At 50.4% G+C, this 18,921-nt stretch carries 19 protein-coding genes and 1 tRNA gene; 8 read left to right on the top strand and 12 right to left on the bottom strand.

Annotated elements, in window-relative coordinates:
- Window positions 1-420 precede the first annotated feature (420 nt).
- Both SE18_RS17965 and SE18_RS17970 read right to left on the bottom strand, forming a co-directional pair.
- Window positions 421-1,974, bottom strand: a complete 1,554-nt coding sequence (locus SE18_RS17965; protein WP_054535834.1) for a sensor histidine kinase — start codon at window positions 1,972-1,974, stop codon at window positions 421-423.
- Between the two features lie 112 nt (window positions 1,975-2,086).
- Complete coding sequence (locus SE18_RS17970; protein WP_054535835.1) at window positions 2,087-2,569, bottom strand: DUF2306 domain-containing protein; 483 nt, start codon at window positions 2,567-2,569, stop codon at window positions 2,087-2,089.
- A 199-nt stretch (window positions 2,570-2,768) separates the two neighbouring features.
- Between SE18_RS17970 and SE18_RS17975 the strand changes: the two genes are divergently transcribed.
- Complete coding sequence (locus SE18_RS17975) at window positions 2,769-3,350, top strand: AhpC/TSA family protein (RefSeq protein WP_054535836.1); 582 nt, start codon at window positions 2,769-2,771, stop codon at window positions 3,348-3,350.
- 3 nt (window positions 3,351-3,353) lie between these two features.
- On the opposite strand, the gene SE18_RS17980 is transcribed toward SE18_RS17975, so the two are convergent.
- From SE18_RS17980 to SE18_RS18005, 6 genes are all read right to left on the bottom strand, one after another.
- Window positions 3,354-4,097: a tetratricopeptide repeat protein gene (locus tag SE18_RS17980; protein WP_054535837.1), complete on the bottom strand. Its 744-nt coding sequence runs from the start codon at window positions 4,095-4,097 to the stop codon at window positions 3,354-3,356.
- Window positions 4,094-5,107, bottom strand: a complete 1,014-nt coding sequence (locus SE18_RS17985; RefSeq protein WP_054535838.1) for a vWA domain-containing protein — start codon at window positions 5,105-5,107, stop codon at window positions 4,094-4,096. The genes SE18_RS17980 and SE18_RS17985 overlap by 4 nt, the downstream gene beginning before the upstream one ends.
- Complete coding sequence (locus SE18_RS17990) at window positions 5,107-6,099, bottom strand: vWA domain-containing protein (protein WP_054535839.1); 993 nt, start codon at window positions 6,097-6,099, stop codon at window positions 5,107-5,109. Before SE18_RS17990 ends, SE18_RS17985 begins: the two co-directional genes overlap by 1 nt.
- 220 nt (window positions 6,100-6,319) lie before the next feature.
- A complete protein-coding gene (locus tag SE18_RS17995; RefSeq protein WP_054535840.1) occupies window positions 6,320-7,240 on the bottom strand; it encodes a hypothetical protein in 921 nt (306 codons plus the stop codon).
- A gap of 10 nt (window positions 7,241-7,250) precedes the next feature.
- On the bottom strand, window positions 7,251-8,138 hold the full coding sequence (locus SE18_RS18000) for a DUF58 domain-containing protein (RefSeq protein WP_054535841.1): 888 nt from the start codon (window positions 8,136-8,138) through the stop codon (window positions 7,251-7,253).
- A gap of 226 nt (window positions 8,139-8,364) precedes the next feature.
- Complete coding sequence (locus SE18_RS18005) at window positions 8,365-9,342, bottom strand: AAA family ATPase (RefSeq protein WP_054535842.1); 978 nt, start codon at window positions 9,340-9,342, stop codon at window positions 8,365-8,367.
- A 314-nt stretch (window positions 9,343-9,656) separates the two neighbouring features.
- On the opposite strand from SE18_RS18005, the gene SE18_RS18010 reads away from it, so the two are divergent.
- The 5 genes from SE18_RS18010 (at window position 9,657) to mtnP (ending at window position 14,430) form a co-directional block, all read left to right on the top strand.
- Window positions 9,657-10,139 (top strand): plastocyanin/azurin family copper-binding protein, encoded by a 483-nt coding sequence (locus SE18_RS18010; RefSeq protein ID WP_054535843.1) that lies wholly within the window; start codon window positions 9,657-9,659, stop codon window positions 10,137-10,139.
- Window positions 10,140-10,296: 157 nt separating this feature from the next.
- Window positions 10,297-11,376 carry a PstS family phosphate ABC transporter substrate-binding protein gene (locus SE18_RS18015; RefSeq protein WP_054535844.1) on the top strand — a complete coding sequence of 360 codons (1,080 nt, stop codon included), beginning with the start codon at window positions 10,297-10,299 and terminating at the stop codon, window positions 11,374-11,376.
- Between the two features lie 2 nt (window positions 11,377-11,378).
- Window positions 11,379-13,052, top strand: coding sequence for a HAMP domain-containing histidine kinase (locus tag SE18_RS18020; RefSeq protein WP_054535845.1), 1,674 nt, complete (start codon window positions 11,379-11,381; stop codon window positions 13,050-13,052).
- Window positions 13,053-13,078: 26 nt separating this feature from the next.
- The gene (locus tag SE18_RS18025; RefSeq protein ID WP_054535846.1) at window positions 13,079-13,471 is read left to right on the top strand and encodes a response regulator; all 393 of its coding nucleotides are present in this window, start codon (window positions 13,079-13,081) and stop codon (window positions 13,469-13,471) included.
- A gap of 98 nt (window positions 13,472-13,569) precedes the next feature.
- Complete coding sequence (mtnP, locus tag SE18_RS18030; protein WP_054535847.1) at window positions 13,570-14,430, top strand: S-methyl-5'-thioadenosine phosphorylase; 861 nt, start codon at window positions 13,570-13,572, stop codon at window positions 14,428-14,430.
- Window positions 14,431-14,502: 72 nt separating this feature from the next.
- Here the strand turns inward: mtnP and SE18_RS18035 are convergent, their stop codons facing one another.
- The 4 genes from SE18_RS18035 to SE18_RS18050 all read right to left on the bottom strand — a co-directional run bounded on the left by SE18_RS18035 (window position 14,503) and on the right by SE18_RS18050 (window position 17,629).
- Window positions 14,503-14,658 carry a Flp family type IVb pilin gene (locus SE18_RS18035; protein ID WP_054535848.1) on the bottom strand — a complete coding sequence of 52 codons (156 nt, stop codon included), beginning with the start codon at window positions 14,656-14,658 and terminating at the stop codon, window positions 14,503-14,505.
- Window positions 14,659-15,068: 410 nt separating this feature from the next.
- Window positions 15,069-15,224, bottom strand: a complete 156-nt coding sequence (locus SE18_RS18040; protein WP_054535848.1) for a Flp family type IVb pilin — start codon at window positions 15,222-15,224, stop codon at window positions 15,069-15,071.
- Window positions 15,225-15,324: 100 nt separating this feature from the next.
- The gene (locus SE18_RS18045) at window positions 15,325-16,368 is read right to left on the bottom strand and encodes a sensor histidine kinase (RefSeq protein WP_054535849.1); all 1,044 of its coding nucleotides are present in this window, start codon (window positions 16,366-16,368) and stop codon (window positions 15,325-15,327) included.
- Between the two features lie 64 nt (window positions 16,369-16,432).
- Window positions 16,433-17,629 (bottom strand): beta-ketoacyl-[acyl-carrier-protein] synthase family protein, encoded by a 1,197-nt coding sequence (locus tag SE18_RS18050; protein ID WP_054535850.1) that lies wholly within the window; start codon window positions 17,627-17,629, stop codon window positions 16,433-16,435.
- 106 nt (window positions 17,630-17,735) lie between these two features.
- Between SE18_RS18050 and SE18_RS18055 the strand changes: the two genes are divergently transcribed.
- Window positions 17,736-18,587, top strand: coding sequence for a DUF72 domain-containing protein (locus SE18_RS18055; RefSeq protein WP_054535851.1), 852 nt, complete (start codon window positions 17,736-17,738; stop codon window positions 18,585-18,587).
- Between the two features lie 32 nt (window positions 18,588-18,619).
- Window positions 18,620-18,716 (top strand) — tRNA-Sec (locus SE18_RS27240).
- Window positions 18,717-18,921 lie beyond the last annotated feature (205 nt).

Genomic DNA, 18,921 nt, shown 5'->3' on the forward strand with positions numbered 1-18,921 from the left:
GTTGATGTCGCTATCCTACCGCGAAACTATTAATTTTCCAACCCATCTGGCTACGCCATTAGTCCTTAGCATCGAAAGGATGAAGGATGAATTATCAAAAGTCAGAAGTCAGAAGTCAAAAATCAAAAAAGAACATAGTCATTGGGGATCAGGTGTCAGTCGTTGGGCCAGCAAGAATTCAATCAAGATAATCTGCGGAATCTGTGGCCAATGCAAATGATGAAATCAAAAGTCAAAAGTCAAAAAGAACAGAGAGCATAGAACATAATCTTAAACATCTGTGCCAATCTGTGGCTAAAAAAGAAACTTTCGTGTAATTCGTGCAATTCGTGGCTAAAAAGCTTCGTGAATTTTCGCGCGCTTCGTGGTTAAAACAAATCCTGGCCCCAGCCCCCAACAACCGATCCCCGATCCCCACCATTACAACGGCAAACACAAGGTCAGCAACGTACCAGCAGTTGGTTGGCTTTGAATCGAGAGCGTGCCATGGATCAGTTGGGTGCGTTCGCGCATGCTGGTCAGGCCAAAGCCTCCGCTGGCGGTTTGCTGAACGGTGGCTAGTTCAAAGCCTTGACCATCATCGCTGACCGTAATTTGCAATTGGCCCGCAGCAACTGTTGAGCGAATTGCCACATGTTGGGCTTGAGCATGCTTCTCAACATTGCTCAGCGCCTCATTGACCACTCGCAGCACCTGAATCGCCATCTCGCTGGGCAAGTTAAGCGCTTGGCCATCGTGGCTATATTGGCTTTCAATATTGGTGCGCTGATGAAAGGTATCCACTAATTCAGCTAGCACATCGTTGAGCACCCGCCCATCAATTGCTGGCGCAGATAAATTCCAGACACTGCGGCGCAAATCGTGCAAGGCCGCTAAGGCCAAATCATAGGCTTTTTGTAAGCGAATTTGGGCCTTTTCTGGCTGATGCAGGTTGCGCATGCCAGCCTCAATTTGCAACCGCAAACCAGTTAATTGCTGGGCTAGGGTATCGTGAAAATCGCGCGCGAGGCGGTTGCGTTCGGCGAGGGTTGCCGAGAAGCGCGCTTGTTCGTAAAGCTGAGCATTATAAATTGCCAAGGCAGCAGCATCGGCAAATGGCTGAAGCGCTTGGCGCAAGGCTGCGTTGGCTGGCTCAGCACTCCAGCAGGTCAAACGTCCAATTGCTTCACCCTTGGCATGCAGCGCTATTTCGAGGCTATGTTGGTTTGGTTCGGGGCTGCCAATACTCGTTGCAATTCGCCATTCGTGATCTTCGCGTAGCGCAACCGTTACTGCTTGGGCGTTGGCAAGGGTGCGGCCTGCCTCGGCCACTTGAGCCAAAACTCGGCCTAAGGCTACTTCGCTCGATAAAGCAGCGGTAATCGCGCTAAGTTGCCGTAAGTAATCACGTTCTTGGGCCAACTCTTGGGCTAGTTGCTCAACTTGGTGGCGGGTCAGTACCGATTGATTGGTCACATAGCCAAACAAGGTGACGAATAAGAGTAAGACGATTTGGCTTGATAAACCAGAGAAGCCCATACTATTGAGCGGTAAGCCAGCTAAAATAAAACAGGCACTCATCAAAATTGAAATGAAGCCTGCAATCACCAGGGTTTTGGGCAATGGGTAGGTTCCAGCAATAAACACCATTGGTACCATAAAGGCAATTGGTTGGGTCGTAAAATCGCCGCTGATTAATTGCATCAAGGCTGCAAGGCCAAAAACCACACTAATTAACAATTGTGGATAGCGCCGCATGCGTAAACAAAACGGGGTTTCGGCCCAGAAAACCCGTTTGAGCAAAAAATAACAGCTGCCTGCTATAAGATAAACTCCTAAGCGCCAGCCATAGAGGCTGCCATTGGTCATCCCAATGATCAGCGGTACGATGCAGGCCACCAGCCCAGCAATAATTCCCGACCACGATAAACTCTGGCCGTGAATGCGATCTTGCTGGGTTTGTTGGTCGGTTGTGGTTGACTCAGGGAGCATCATAACCCATCTACTCTACTAAATCGGCCTCAATACGATAACATTCTTGCTTGCTTCAGCCCAACCCCTCGCCCATAATTGAGTTGCGGGGCGTGCAGGCGCTGAATGGTTTCATCTAATTGCTGGCCGGATTGCCCAATGGATTGGGCTTCGAGGCAAAGCCATAGCGTTGATCAAGCTTTTTGCCCACATATGGCAAGATAAAGAATGGCAAGGAAACTTCTGCCGCAAAGATCCAAAAGCTAATGTCAATGCCAATGCGCGCAATCAATTGGTTAAGGGTCGCCACACACACAAAGGCATACGATTGGCTCATCCATTGATAATGCAAGCGCAACCAGCGTCGTCCCAAACGTTTGCGCAAGAAAATTACGCTATAGGCGAAGGCCGCAGATGCCATGCCCAAGCCATTGAGTACATCTGGGGCAGTAATGCCTTGGCGGCTAATAATAATGCCAGTGCTAAACAAGGTGACCCAGCCAAGCAAATAGCCTTTGCCAATCCAGCGGTGAATTTTTGTGCCATTCTGCCAGCGATAGGCCGCCAAGCCCGTACCGAGTGCCACCAGTGCCCCAATAATATGCAAAACCAGAAACATTGCCCACCTCAACAGTAAAGAATCACAAATTCAATACTAGGAGTTTAGCAATCTGAGCGGGTTAGGCCATCAGTACTAAGTGTTATGGCCAAACTAGATCAAAAGAACTAGCCGAGGTTAACCATAATGTTACCTACTATTGTATGTCGGGCAATGCTATCGTATGCCTACTCCAATTTAAGCCACGAGGAACCTAGCGATGGATACAGCCCTGCCCCTGATTTCAATTCGCGACATGTATAACCAGAGTTTACCGTTTGGCTCATTATGGCGCGATCAAGCGGCGCTCTTGGTTTTTTTGCGCCACCCTGGCTGTGCGGTGTGTCGCAGCAATTTGCTTGATTTGTATGAGTACACTACAGCGTTTCGCATGTTGGATATTAATTTGGCAGTTATTACGATGGCTCAGCCAGCAGCAGCCCAAGCATTTGCCCGGCTCTATCGCTTGCCAATTCCAATCTATAGCGATCCTGAGCGCCAGATTTATCGGGCAACTGGGTTTGGTGAGGGGAGTTTATATCAAGTAGCCAGCCCGCAGGTGCTGTTGCATCAGGCTTGGCAATTTTTGCAGGGGCATTGGGTTGGGGGTGGCCAGGGCCAATCATTAACTCAATATGGCGGTCACGCCTTGATCAAAGCGCGCGCAACCGCCCCAAGTTATATCCACGTTGCCAACCCAATTTATCGTTATCCAGCGTGGCAAAGTGTCTTGGAATATACCCAAAAGCGTTTTTATGCCAGCGAAGAGCCAATGCCTACGCTGGCCCGCCAATTGGCCTAAATTCTACCAGCCTTCGTCGTCGCCGCCTTGGTTATCGCTGGGCTGGCCATCTGCGCCAACCGCATAATTATCATAAAGATCCTCACGATTGCGATCTTCGCTACGTTTCAATTGGTCTAACTGCCGCTCTGCTTCATCAGGGCTGATACTTGATGGTGGCGCTTGAGGCCGTTCTGGTGGTTGTTGACCACCGCCTGGCTCTTGCTCAGGTGGTTCTTGGCCATTCTGGGGCGGTTGATTCGGATCTTGCTGGCCATCCTGTGGCTGCTGCTGATTGGGATCTTGTTGATTCTGCGCTTGTTGCTGTTGTTGTTGTTGCTCTTGAATTTTTTTGGCTAACTCAAGATTATATTTGGCATCAAGGTCATCGGGATTAATGCGCAGGGTTTTTTTATAGGCATCAATCGCTTCGTCAAGCTCCTCGAGCCGAAAATGAGCATTGCCTTGGTTGTAATAAATAATTGCTTGGGTTGCTGGGTCAGCAGTTTGCAAGGCAGCATTTGGGGCTTCGACTGCACCCAAATAATCGCCCATTTGATAGCGCGTATTGCCCAAATTAACATGCGGCTCAGGCCGATCGGGCGCGAGCAAAGCTGCTTCTTTATATTGATTGAGCGCTTGCCCATAAACACCCTGCTCGTAGAGTGCGTTGCCCTCTGCATTGATATCGGCGGCAGACGGTGCCCCACAACCAGTTAGGGCTACTAACAGCAAGCCCGTGCTCACAATCGCTGGCGTTCGTTTCATGCCGTTGCCACCTTTCCTTGATCCAAGCGCCCAACATAGACATCAAGAACCAATAAGATAAAAGCAAGCCCTGCGAAAAGATAAAACCGCTCGCTATAAATTCGTCTGGTTTGATCGGCCATATCGACAGGCGCGCTTTGTTCAAGCACCGTTTGCAATTTGTCGAGATCTAACGAACTGCCATCGAAGTAAGTTCCCCCAGTTGCCGAGGCAATTTGCTCAAGCAATGGCTGGTTGAGCTTGCTAATCACTCGTTGGCCTTGATCTTCGACATAGCTGATGTTACCAAGTTCATCATACACCGGAATCTGGCCGCCAGCCTCGGTGCCCATGCCAATTGTATGAATCGTCAGGCCCATTTTGGCAGCTTCACGAGCGGCTGCAACTGCTTCACCATCTGCTTGCTCATCAGGATCGCCACCATCGGTAATCAAAATCATCGTGCGGCCTTCGACTTGGCCAATTGGAAACGAGCGCAAGCCCTCAGTGATCACTTCTTCAACATCGGTGCCACCAAGCGAAAGCCCGCGTGGATTGATTGGCTCGACCAAGGAGCGGGCCGCAGCAAGGTCGCTGGTCAAGGGAAATTGCACGTAGCTTGATGAACCAAACATCAGCATGCCCACCTGATTGCCGTCTAAGCGATCAAGCATTGCCAGCACAATCCGTTTGCTGGCATCGATTCGCGAGGGCCGAACATCTTGTGCGGCCATACTACGCGAGCCATCGAGCAACATCAGCACTTGCAATCCGCTGCGCTTGAGCGTTTCGTCGCCGCTGCCCCAAACTGGCCGCGCTAGGGCCACAATAATTAATCCGACAGCGCTCAGTTGCAATACCATGCGAATTCGGCGTTGGCGCTGTGGCTGCATCGAAAGCAACGAGGCAATCAGCCCAGGATCGCCCAGCGCCGCCCGATCGCGTTCTTCGGCGCGACGAGCTAGCCAAAACACGCCAGCCAAGGGCAGCAAGACCAATAAGAGCCATAAATTTGCAGGAACAAGTGCCATTAGCCAATACTCCGTAGGATCGTATTGCGTAGCAAAATTTCAAGCATCAAGAGCAATAATGCGCCTGCGGCCCATGGTTGCCAAGCCTCGGTGTAGCGCACCAATTTTTCGCTGGCAACTTGCGAGCGTTCCATTTTATCGATCGTAGCGTAAACATCGCGCAAGCCTTGCTCATCGCCAGCTCGAAAGAAAATGCCGCCAGTTTGTTCGGCAATGTCGCGCAGCGCTACTTCATCTTCGGCGGTTGGCGCAGGAATGAGGTAGGTTTCATCGCGCCACGCATCATGGACGGGATACTCGCCACCGCCTGGCTTGCCCACCAAAATCGTGTATACCCGTACATCCAAGGCCCGCGCAATTTCGGCAGCTTGGGCTGGCTCAATATCGCCACGATTACTTGAGCCATCGGTCAGCAAAATCACGACTTTACTTTTGGTAGTGCTGTTGCGCAAGCCATTAACCGAGTGCGCCAAGGCAGTGCCAATCGCTGTTCCGTCTGGGCGGCGCACCGTTTGAACTTGGCCCAACAAGGTTTGCAAAAAGTCATAATCAAGCGTCAATGGAACCTGGGTAAAGGCATTGCCCGAAAAAACCACCAAGCCAATGCGGTCATCTTTGCGACCCTTGATAAACTCGGCAATCACTTCTTTGGCTACGGTAATCCGATCTTTGGGGTCGAAATCGCCAGCCTTCATACTTAGCGAAATATCCAAAGCTAGCTGAATATCGATCCCTTCGCGCACGACCCGCTCGGAGCTTTGGGCATATTGCGGTCGCGACAAGACGACGACCAACAAGCCAAGCGCTGCTGCGCGCAGCGAAATCAGCAAAGGTCGCATGCGAATGCGCCACGATGGTTTGACCCCACGCAGCATCCCCAAATCGGAGAAGCGCATGGTGACGACTTCGCCCCGACTGCGGCGATACATGGCCCACCAAACAATCGGCACAATCGGTAACAACCAAAATAACAACGGATAGGCAAATGTCATAAGCAACTCAAGTAAAATCAGAAGGCAAAAATCAAAAGTCAAAATAATCAACGATGATGAAACAAATTTTCGATGCTAAATCAGCAAATTCATTATTTTGTACCCTTAGCCTTCTGAATTGAGTAAAAGTACAAATCTAAAGTCAAAACTGAACAATGCCAGCACCTAATCGAAGATACGATCCAATTTTGCCCTTTGACTTCTGACTTTTGATTTTATATCAGCGTGTTGCCAATATTGCTTGGCGGGCATTATCGATCATGGCGTGGGCTTCGATTGGGTTTGGTAATTGGCGGGCAAATTTTACGCCATCGGATTCAGCCAACAAAATCAATAATTGATCGCGGCGTTGTTGCATGCTTGGGTGCGAGAGCGCCAACCGCACTTCATTCGTCGTTCGCTCAAGCGCTGGCACCGAGAAACGATCGGTAATGAAGGTTCGCAACACATCGGCAATCAAGGCATAGTGCTCAACAATTCGGCCTTGGTCGATCAAGCCTAAGCTGCGAATGCGCTCAAGCTCAGTCATTGCGATGCCAAATGGATCGCGCACAGCTTGCGGGACGGCGGCTGGCACTGGGACTGGGCGATGTTTGCGGAAGTAGTTAATGGCCCACACTGCAAAGCCTGCCACCAACACTGCCAACAATGAAAGCCCGATGATTAACAAATAATTTGCTTGTTCATTCATAATCAATTGTGGTTTCAATGGTTTAATATCTTGGGCATTTTCATCAAGCACCGAGGCCACTTCGACGCTAACTGGCTGCGTATTGGCGCGGCCAGTGGTTCCATCGGGGTTGGTTATTTTGACCAATTGGGTTGGAAAGGCATGAATGCCCACATCCCAGTTGGTCAATTGACAGCGCCAGCCTTGGCGTAGCCCCTCGGCGACAGTTGTTTCGCTCAAGGGCGCACACTCGCGCACTTCCCATTCGCCAAACATTTTGGTTGGCATAGCGGGGAGTTCGCTTTTAAAGCCGTTGGGCGTGGTCACTTGCAATTCGTACTCGACCAAATCGCCAACCGTAATCTTGGTGCGGTTGAGTTGGGCACGCACGGCTACGGCTGGCTCGGCGGCTGCGACCGGCGCAATCCAGAGCAAACAACTTAATCCTAATAACCACCACAATTTTGCCATAGCTGTTCCTCTAGCCGCGTTCACGGCGTTTCATCCGTCGATTAAAGAAGCTTTGCAGCGAATCGGCATAGCGTCCATCGGTTTGTAAACTCATATGATCAACGCCAAGCGCGCGCAACTCGGCCACGTGGCTTTGATGCTGTGCTTCTGCCTGTTGTTCAAACATGGTGCGTAGTTTTTCGTTGCGCAAATCGACAACCAACTCTTGGCCGGTTTCTGCATCTTGCAAGCGCACCAAGCCAACTTTGGGCAATTTGCGTTCGCGTGGGTCTTCAACTCGAACCGCTACCACATCATGGCGTCGCGCGGTAATCCGCAACGGACGAATCCAATTATCCAGCGAGCGAAAATCCGAGATGATAAAGACTAAGGCTTTGCCTTCGACCACGTTATTCAGGTAATCCAAGGCTTTGGTGATATTCGTGCCACGATGCTTGGGATCGACGGTCAGCAGCGAGCGCACAATTTGCATCACATGGTTACGACCTTTGCGCGGTGGCACAAAGCGTTCGACTTCTTCGGTAAAGAGTAGCATTCCCACCCGATCGTTGTTGCGTACCGCCGAAAAGGCCAACGTTGCGCACAACTCTGCTTCTAGCTCACGTTTGAGTTTGCGGGTCGTGCCGAAATCTGCCGAAGCGCTCATATCAACCAGCAGCATCACGGTCATCTCGCGTTCCTCAACAAAGCGTTTGATAAACGGACGGCCTGTGCGCGCGGTCACATTCCAATCGATCGCACGAACATCATCGCCAGGTTCGTATTCGCGAATTTCATCGAACTCAACGCCACGCCCCTTGAAGCTGCTCATATACATGCCAGCAAACACACCAGTTACCAACTTGGTCGTTTTCAATTCAATGAAGCGCACTTGGCGCATGAGTTCTTGTAAGTTCATAAGTGTTGTTGGGGGTCGGGGGCTAGGGGTCGGGCGCCAGTTTGGCTTACCCATCAGCTAGTTCACGACCATATCCATATAAATCTAATCCACGAAGTTTGAAACCACGAAGAACGCGAAGGGCACGAAGGTTTCATCTCTCAAAATCCAGTGTCAATTCCTTACTAGGTTCTGACCCCTGAATCCTGACCCCTATGCTCTATGCTCTATGCTCTATGTTCTATGACTACGGTACCCGAACGCGATTGAGAATTTGGGCAACCAAGTTTTCCGACGTAATATTTTCTGCTTCTGCTTCGTAGGTTGCAATCAAGCGGTGGCGCAACACATCCAAGGCCATGTGCTTAACATCATCGGGCGTGACATAGGCGCGGCCTTGCAAGAAGGCAGCACCTTTGGCAGCCAAGGTCATAAAAATTGTGGCCCGTGGCGATGCGCCAAATTCGATGTAAGGCTTGATTTGGGCTAAACCATATTGTTCTGGCTTCCGAGTGGCAAACACCAAATCCAAAATATAATGCTTGACTCGATCATCAATATAAATTTGATGGAAAATCTTGCGCGCGTTATCAAGCTCTTCGATCGTCATGGTGGTGCTCATTGTGGGCGTGCTTGCCCCAGTCATGCGATTGAGAATTTCGTATTCTTCCTCGCGGGTAGGGTAATCGACCACAACTTTGAGCATAAAACGGTCGACTTGTGCTTCTGGCAAGGGGTAGGTTCCATCGTTTTCGATTGGGTTTTGGGTTGCCATCACCAAATAGGGGTGGGGCAATTTAAAGGTATCCGAGCCAATTGTCACTTGGCGCTCTTGCATGGCTTCGAGCAACGCACTTTGCACTTTGGCTGGAGCACGGTTAATTTCGTCGGCCAGCAAAAAGTTGGTAAAAATCGGCCCTTTTTTAATTGAAAAATCGCCAGTTCGTTGATTGTAAATTTGGGTCCCAATCAAGTCGCCAGGCAACAAATCTGGAGTAAACTGAATCCGTTCAAATTGGGCATGAATCCCTTCGGCCATACTTTTAACCATCAAGGTTTTGGCCAACCCTGGCACACCTTCAATCAATAAGTGGCCATTGGCCAACAAACCAATCAAGATGCGTTCAGCTAAGGCCCGCTGCCCAACAACAATTTTTCCTACTTCGCCAACGAGGCTTTGCAAGGCCTCGCCTGCGCGGCGTACATCGCTACTATTTGTTTCCAAGGTGAACCTCGCACGTCAACAACGGGTAGCCCAAGTTTTCTGTTGTGGATAATACCATAACCTTGGGCCAAAAACCTGCTTTTTTAGCTGCGTTTAAGCCAATTCTCACCATACTTAAGCTATGAAGAAACGATGAAGCTGCGCAGGCTTAACCCAATTCCACAAATCAGCAAAGCAAGCAGGCCAATTTAGACAATCAGGTTAATACCTGATACCCAGCCCCATGGGGGGGATGGTATACTCAATGTGAGCCTTCCAGCCGTTGCTATAACGCCAACGGTTGTTTTAATGATAACACTTGAAAGGATGCTTCTGTGAAGAAGTTGAGTTTTGCACTCTTGCTCGTCGTATCGCTAACTTTAGCCGCTTGTGGCGAAGAAAAAGCAACGCCAGCCCCAACTACAAATAACGGCGCTGCAACCAGCGCACCAAGCACCGGGGGCGGTAGCTCAGCAGTGACGATCGATGCTGCCGATGGTGGCACCTTGGCCTATAAAACTACCGCAGTTGAAGCAGCTGCTGGTGAAGTAACCGTTACCTTCAATAACCCAGGTGCTTTGGCCCACAACGTGGTCATTGTTAAAGCTGGCGAAGAACAACCAGCAGTTGATGCCTCAATGGCTTCAGCTCCCGACTTCTTGCCACCAGCCGATAAATCGTTGGGCCATAGCAAAACGATTGCAACTGGCGCAAGCGATACCTTTACCGTGAGCCTGCAACCAGGTACCTATAGCTTTATCTGTACCTATCCTGCTCACTATACCGCTGGCATGAAGGGTACCTTGACTGTCAAATAAGTAACGATCCAGCCTCGTAGCAACAATGCCCATGGAATTCCATGGGCGTTGCTTGTTTAAGCAACAGCCATCATTTTGCCGATTCTTAACCTCGATATGACCAACATTTAACAATTGGCGACTACCCTACAGGCTGTATAGTTTGTGGAGTGTGGCTGTGCTACAACGATTTCTTTTGCTTTGCTGCCTATTGACGCTGGCTGGCTGTGGTGCAAACACCAGTCAACCAACGGCTACAAGCCTCCCCGCAACCGCGACTCCCCCACCAACGACCCTCGCGCAAGCAACCCCGTCGCCTGCGGTAACCGCCAACCCTGCGTTGCGCGGCTCAATCGTGATCGATGGCTCAAGTACGGTGTTTCCCATTACCGAAGCAATTGCACGTGATTTTGCCCATATTGCGCCCAATGTACAAGTCCAATTAGGCGTGAGTGGCACTGGTGGCGGGTTTAAGAAGTTTTGTGCTGGAGAAACGGTAATCTCCGATGCTTCGCGGCCAATCAAACAGAGCGAAGCTGCCGAGTGTGCCGCCAATCAGATCGATTTTGTTGAAATTCCCGTGGCCTTCGATGGCCTTTCATTAGTTACCAATCCCAATAATACCTGGCTCGATTGCATTAAGCTGGCGGAGTTAAACACGCTTTGGCAACCAGCAGCAACCAATACCATTACTTCCTGGCAGATGATTCGTTCGACCTGGCCAACAACAACTGTGCAACTGTATGGCGCTGGCCAAGATTCAGGAACCTTCGATTATTTCACCAGCGCGATTGTTGGCAGCGAAGGCTCAAGCCGTAGCGATGTGATCAGCAGTGAAGACGATTATCTGATTGCCCAAGATATTGCTGGCGATCCCAATGGCTTGGGCTATTTCGGTTATGCCTACTACCGCGAATACCAAGATCGCTTGAAATTGGTCGCAATCGATGCAGGCAATGGCTGCGTGTTGCCTTCCGAGCAAACAATTGCCAATGGCTCATATCAGCCGCTTTCACGGCCAATTTTTATCTATGTTCGCGCCGATGCCTTGGATCGGGCCGAAGTTGCGGCCTTTGTCGATTTTTACCTGAGCGATTTACCGCGCGTGGTGGCGGCTGTGAAATATGTGCCCTTGCCAACCCGAGCTTATCAATTTGCCCAAGAGCGGGTGCAACAACGCAAACTTGGCTCGATGTTCGAGGGTGGCTCGCAAATTGGGGTTTCGATTGAACGCTTGCTTGAGCTAGAGGGAGAGTAGCAATGCGGCTTTCGTTTCGTACAAAATTGCTTGGTTCAATTGCCCTCGATTTGGCCCTCATGATCGCCTTGGGCATTTTTGCGTTAAATGGCTTTAGCAGCGTTTTCCAAAAAGCCTCGATGATCGAACAAATTACGATTCCTTCGCTTGATTTGAGCGATCGAATTAATTTTATTAGCACCAAATATCATGCCTTGCAGCTTGAGTATATTATCAACAACAGTGTTGCCGATAAAGCGCGTATCGAAGGTGAAATGCAAACGCTTGAGCAAGATATGCGCACGGCCTTCACTGCATACCAACAGCTTGATACCAGCATGGTCGAAGGCGAAACGCTCAATGCTGTCTCGATGGCGTGGCAGCGCTTTGTCCAAGCGACGAATGAGCAATTTTTGCCAACCGCACGGCTCGGCAACACCGGTAGCGTTCAACCAGTGCTCAATCGGCTCAATCCGTATTACGAAGATGTGCTGAGCGCAACCGATATTCTTGGCCAGCTGAGCCAAAATCAAGCCAACAATGCCTTAGCGTCGGTCGAGCAAACCTTTGAATCATCGCGCTTGGTGATTTATGGCCAAATTGCCTTTACCGTGTTGCTCTCTGGGGCAATTGGCTTGTTGTTGGCGACTCGCACTGCACGGCGGATTCGCAAGTTGACCGATGCTACGGTAGCAGTTGCTGGTGGCGACCTTGAGCGGATGGTTCAAGTTGGCGGCGGCGACGAACTGCAAACCTTGGCCAACAACTTCAACAGCATGGTGCGCAGCCTGCGCGAACATCGCGATATGCTTGAGCTGCGCAATGCTGAGCTGGCCGAAAGTTTGTATGTGCAGCAACAATTGACTGAGGATATTATTCGGCGCAAACAGGCAGAGGAAACTGCCTTGCGCGCTCAGGCAGCAGCCGAAGCTGCGAGCCAAGCCAAAAGTATGTTTGTGGCAACCATGAGCCACGAGTTGCGCACGCCGCTAAACGCCATTTTGGGCTATACCCAGCTGCTGCATCTTGGCGCCAAAGCCCGTGGCCAAGACGATGTGTTGCCGCAGCTGGAGCGGATTCGCTTGGCCGGCAAACATCTGCTGACCTTGGTTTCAAACGTGCTCGACTTCTCCAAAATTGAGCATGGCAAGATGAATCTTGATCTTGGCGAGGTGCAGCTTGCCAGCTTGGTTGCTGAAGTGATGGGAATTGTGCAGCCGCTAGCTGAAGCGCGGTTTGATCAACTCAAAACAGATTTTGCAAGTAGCAGCGTGGTGTATAGCGATGCTGGCAAAATTCGCCAGATTTTATTCAACCTGCTGAGCAATGCGATTAAATTTACCGAAGCTGGCACTGTAACCCTGCGAGTGTGGGACGAACAGCGAGCCAATGAGCCATGGCTGGTTTTTGCGGTCAGCGATACTGGCATTGGGATGGCTCCCGATCAATTACGGCGCTTATTTAAGCCATTTGTCCAAGCCGACGAATCGACCACCCGCACCTATGGCGGGACTGGTTTGGGCTTGGCGCTAAGTCAACAGCTTGCAGCGATGCTTGGTGGCACAATCAACGTCGAAAGCTGCCCCAATGTTGGCTCGACCTTTACGTTACAAATACCTGTTCAATGCCCAGCGCAAGCGGAATCGAGCTTGGTGATGGCAGCATCGCCATTGGTTAGTTCGAGCGTTGTGGCCTGATACCCAACCAACTTAGGAGGCTTCCCATGGGGATGATTTTAGTTGTTGATGATAATGGCGATAACCGTTTCCTACTGCAACAGATGTTATCGTTGAATGGCTATAGCGTGATTAGCGCCGTCAATGGCCAAGATGCGCTGGATAAAGTGCACAACACAACTCCCGATTTGGTGTTGATGGATATGGCGATGCCCGTTAAAGATGGTTGGACGGCAACCGCCGAATTAAAAGCCGAAAGCCGCTACTCGCATATTCCGGTGATTGCGGTGACTGGACATACAACCTACAATGAACTCTCGCGCGCCACTGCCGCTGGCTGTGTCGATCATCTCGAAAAACCCATCGACTATGAGGTTTTGGTCAATAAAGTGGCCCAATATCTAAAAAAAAATGAAAAACAGTTGGCGTTAGGCGCGTAGCCCTAATCGATCAATAATTGTTGGCCCTATCACCTAGGTGATGGGGCTTTTGGTGTGCGCTCTGCTATACTAGGCCAATAGACAACAGGAGGTAGTTTATGGAACCAATTAGCATTGGCATTATTGGCGGTAGTGGGCTTTATGCGATGGAAGCCTTGACCGACCGTAGCGAAATACAATTGACCACGCCATTTGGCGAACCTAGCGATGCAGTGATTGTCGGTAATTTGGCAGGCCAACGAGTGGCCTTTTTGCCGCGCCATGGTCGTGGCCATCGTTTTACGCCCTCAGAAGTTCCCTATCGCGCTAATATTCATGCGCTTAAACAATTGGGCGTGCGGTTTATTCTGGGTGTGAGTGCAGTTGGCAGCTTACGCGAAGAGTTGGTGCCTGGTCATTTGGTTATTCCTGATCAGACGATTGATCGCACGAAGGGTGTGCGCCCAGCGACCTTTTTTGGCGAAGGAATTGTGGCGCATGTGGCATTTGGCGAGCCAGTTTGCCCCCATCTGAGTGCCTTGGTGCGTCAAGCAGCGCATACTGCAAGTGGCACAACTGTGCACGATAGTGGCACCTATTGTTGTATGGAAGGGCCGCAGTTTTCAACCAAGGCCGAGTCTGAGCTGTATCGCAGTTGGGGTTGCTCGATTATTGGCATGACCTTATTGCCAGAGGCCAAACTTGCTCGTGAAGCCGAAATTGCCTATGCCAATCTTTCGTTAGTAACCGATTACGATTGCTGGCATCCTGACCATGATAATGTAACTGCGGCCATGGTTGTCGAAACCATCAACCGTAATGTGACGGCAGCCCAAAACACGATTGCCGCGTTAATTCCACTGATCGATCCTGCGGCGGTTTATCCTGCGCACTCTGCATTGGCGCATGCAGTGATGACTGCCCCCGAGGCAATTCCAGCTGCGGCGCGCGAACGCTTAGGCCTGTTATATCGCGGCTAAGTTAAAAAAAGCTGGTTAAACGCCAAGAACCGCACCAACTGGTGCGGTTCTTGGTTTGGTGCTTCGCGAAGCTTATTTCAAAGCGTCTGAAACGGTGTTCAATTTGTTATTGACGTTCTTGCCGAGCAAGGTCAAGACGGCGATAACGACAATAGCGATCAAGGCGAGGATCAAAGCGTACTCAACCAAGCCTTGGCCTTCTTCTTTAGCAAAAAATGAACGAAACATTGCGGTATCTCCTTGCGAGAAAGAAAATAATTACGATGTGTGCATCATAGCCGACTAAAGTCTGAATGACAATAGGATGCTGGTACTATCAAAGGGATGCCAATAATGGTATTTAATTAAGTTTGTTTTACCACCTCATGGCGTATTGAATACCGAACGTTTGACTATCAGAGTTGCTGGTGGCCCATGGGTAGCAGTGTGGCTGGGTTAATAATGTCTTAGCTGGGTGTTACTGAATATCATGCTATGCCTCGCCAGGCAATGGATTTGTTCAGTTGAGGCTTAGTGCCAAGCAGCTTTAAGCTGAATATGAAGCGGCGAAGGTTTCTGTGGTTAGCTTAGAAAAAAGCTGGTTAAACGCCAAGAACCGCACCAATTGGTGCGGTTCTTGGTTTGGTGCTTCGCGAAGCTTATTTCAAAGCGTCCGAAACGGTGTTCAATTTGTTATTGACGTTCTTGCCGAGCAAGGTCAAGACGGCGATAACGACGATAGCGATCAAGGCGAGGATCAAAGCGTACTCAACCAAGCCTTGGCCTTCTTCTTTAGCAAAAAATGAACGAAACATTGCGGTTCTCCTTGAGAGAAAGAAAATAATTACGATGTGTGCATCATAGCCGACTAAAGTCTGAACTACAATAGGATGTTAGTACTATCGTTAGGGGTGACTAGGGTGCAGGTACCACGGCCACAACCCGTGTCCCCCGGCCTACTGTACTTTCAATGCCCATCTGGCCACGCAACAAAACTTCTGCTTGTTGGCGGAGGCTGGCAATGCCCATATTGCGCTTGCCAGTGGGATCATTGAGAGTTTCAGCAACATGGAAACCAGCGCCATCATCCTCAATTGCAATTTGAATTTTGCTTGGATCGGCCTCAAGTATAATACGCACATGCGATGCATTAGCATGGCGTTGGACATTATTCAAGGCTTCTTGGACAAAGCGGAAAATGGTTACTTCATAGTGGCTTGGCAAACGTGATTCCAAGCCTTGGGCCATGAGATTGATTTCGATGCCGTTTTTATCGCCAAATTCTTGGCCATAGCGTTTGAGCGTTGGCAGCAAACCAAGGTCATCGAGGGTCATCGGACGTAGATCAAAGATAAACCGCCGTGTATCTTGCAACACAGTATTGATGGCAGTTTTAAGGCTGGCCATCTCTGAACGGGCTTGATTGGTGTCGTGGTCAAGAAAGCGTTCGCAGATTTCGGCACGGAGCACCAAGTTGCTCATCGATTGGGCTGGGCCATCGTGCATTTGCAGCGAAATCCGCAAGCGCTCTTTTTCTTGGGCCTGAATAATTGCCGCAATTTGCTCTTGTGGGTCAACTTGGGGCAAGTTTGAGATCGTCGTTTCGGCGACAACGCTCACTTCATCGAGGCTTTGAATCAATTTTTGCAGCGTATCTTGTTGCTCACGCAGCAATTGTTGCTTGGTTTGCAATTGCTCAACTTGGCTGCGCATCATTTGAACGCGGGTTTGAACCTCTTGGGCTGAGGTATAGAAGTTTTTAATATCAACTTTTTCGTAGCGTTCGAAATTAACTTCCATATCGCGACGGCGGCTAGAAACCGACATTTCGCGTTGCGACATTTTATCGACTTCTGCTTGATTTTGGCGAATCAAGGCATCGAGTTCGGTCATTTGGCGACGAATGCGGTCTTGTTGGTCACGCAATTCTTTTAATAATGCGTCTTTATCGGCTGCCATTGGCCCTCCAATTCGCTGGTGCTGCGTAAGAGAAATTATACTGGTGGCAAATTTGCTGCGTCAATTATACCCAGCGACGTAGCACTAAAACAGCGTTTGAGCCACCAAAACCAAACGATTCTTTAACGGCGAGATTAATTGGCTGTTTGCGTGCGCCTTCAACCACAAAATCCAAATCGCAATCTTGGTCGCCAGCTTGCCAATTGATGGTTGGCGGCAAGATTTGATCGCGCAAGGCTAAGATGGTGGCAATTGCTTCGAGCGCCGAGCTTGCACCCATCGCATGGCCGGTTGCGCCTTTGATCGCAGAAATTGGCACATGCTGCGCTCGTTGACCAAAGACGGCCTTAATGGTTGCTGCTTCAGCGGCATCGCCAAGCTTGGTGCCTGTTGCATGAGCATTAATATAATCGACATCGTGAATGCTCATGTTGGCCCGTTGCAAGGCTTTAGTTAAGGTTAATGTCTGATGTTCCAAATCTGGTGCGACGATGCTGCCGCTGGCGGTCGTTGCCGCAGAGGCAACGATCTCGGCAAGAATTGGGGCATTCCGGGCTTGGGCATGCTCAAGGCTTTCGAGCACAAATGCTCCAGCGCCTTCGGCCAGCACTAAGCCATTGCGATCGGCGCTAAATGGACGACAGGCGCGGCTAGGGTCGCTCACATCGGTTGCCAGCACACGCAATGGTTTCCAAGCAGCATACATACCTTTGGTTAATGGCGCATCGGAAGCTCCGGCAACAGCGGTTTCAATTACGCCAGCTCGAATCAGATCGGCGGCGATGCCAATTGCTTGCAAGCCAGAGGCGCAGGTTGCCGAAATCAAGGTGCTAGGGCCGTGTAAATCGAAGACTGTGCAGAGGTGCGGCAGCACAGCGGCTGGCATACAGGCTGGCACAGTATCGGCGCGCACTTTGCCATTGGTAAACCAATTTTCATAACATGCTTCGATTGTTGAAATCGTGGTATAGCCTGTGCCCCATAAGACAGCGGTATCTTTGGGTAGGCCTTGGGCCATGCTGATAGCTTGTTGCACCGCATGGTGGGCTAAACTGATCATGCGGTCTGGTTGGCGGCGATGGCTGGTGAGTAGTGGTAACGCGGGAGTTGCGCCACCAATCACCGGATCGTTATAGGGTGCTAGCTCGGGCAGTGGTTTAACCCCACTTTGGCCAGCGAGCAAGGCGGCCCAATACGTTTCAATATCATTCCCAAGGGCGCTGCAAATCCCGATTCCGCTGATGACAACTCGCTGTTTCATAGAGGCTCCTCTGCGCTGCCGACCTACCACAGGCTCCATTGACGTGGTATGGCTTGGTGGTTTCGGGGTTATGATGCTACGCTCATTGTAGCGGGGAGTGTATTCAATGTCGAATATTTATCTTGGCTGTGCGATTTGGGGCTATCGGCCTTGGGTTGGCCAATTTTTGCCCGCTGGTACGAGCAATGGCGATATGCTCAAGGCCTATGCTGAACGGCTGACGACGGTGGAAATTAATGCCACCTTTTATGCAGTGCCTGATCAGCCGACGCTATTGCGTTGGGCCAGCGATACGCCCAGCAACTTTCGTTTTTGCCCAAAAGTGCCGAGAGCGATTAGCCATAGCGGCAATTTAACCCAGCAGATTGCTGCAACCAAGGCCTTTGTAGCCCAAATGCAATTCTTGGGCGAAAAACTGGGGCCGATTTTTCTGCAACTTGGCCCAAGCTATAGCCCAGCCAATTTTGGCGATTTGCAAACTTGGCTCGCGGCGTGGGATCAGCGCGTGCCCTTGGCTGTTGAGGTCCGCCATCGGGGCTGGTTTGCAGCCCAAGCGGCCCAGCGTTTGAACGGCCTGTTGGCTGAACATGGGGTTGGGCGGGTGCTGGTCGATGTACGACCGATTAACACTGGGGTAACCAGCGATCAAGTCATTTTAGATGCGCGGCGTAAAAAGCCCACGGTTCCCTATCATGTTGATGTGACTGCGCCATTTGTGTTGTTGCGTTTTATGGGCCACCCAGAGTTGGCGATCGATCAGCCGCTGCTAGAGCAATGGGCAGATACAATTGTGGCGATGTTGAACGATGGCTTAACCGTCTATGGCTTTATGCATTGCCCGATTGAAGAGCGATCGCCAGAAATGTGCGAGATTTTAGCCCAAGCCTTGGTTGCGCGGGGCGTTGCGTATCCCTTGCCAACGCCGCCAGCGCCAATCCAACAACTTTCGCTCTTTTGATCAAACCAGCGCTTCGTGGTACTGTTGCCTGTGGGAGTACATGGGGTCTGGTGGCCTCGTCAGTCTTCAAAATTGGTCGGCGTTATGACGAATAACGTTGGTGTGTTCGATTCGCACGTACTCCCGCCAAAGCCTTGGTAGCAAGCCAAAATTGCCTGTAAACGCGTATTTGCGTTTCCGCCAAAAGGTGTGTTATAATCGGCTTTCGTGCGAGTTGTGACATTTAAACAAGTCAACTTTATCTGGGTAAGTGTACCCCGCACACCATAACGTAGAACCACGTAGGGAATGGTCAATTAAGGGGCCGCAGGGCGCGACTACCAATTTTCCATTC

It is taken from the genome of Herpetosiphon geysericola (genome assembly GCF_001306135.1).
Classification (GTDB): domain Bacteria; phylum Chloroflexota; class Chloroflexia; order Chloroflexales; family Herpetosiphonaceae; genus Herpetosiphon; species Herpetosiphon geysericola.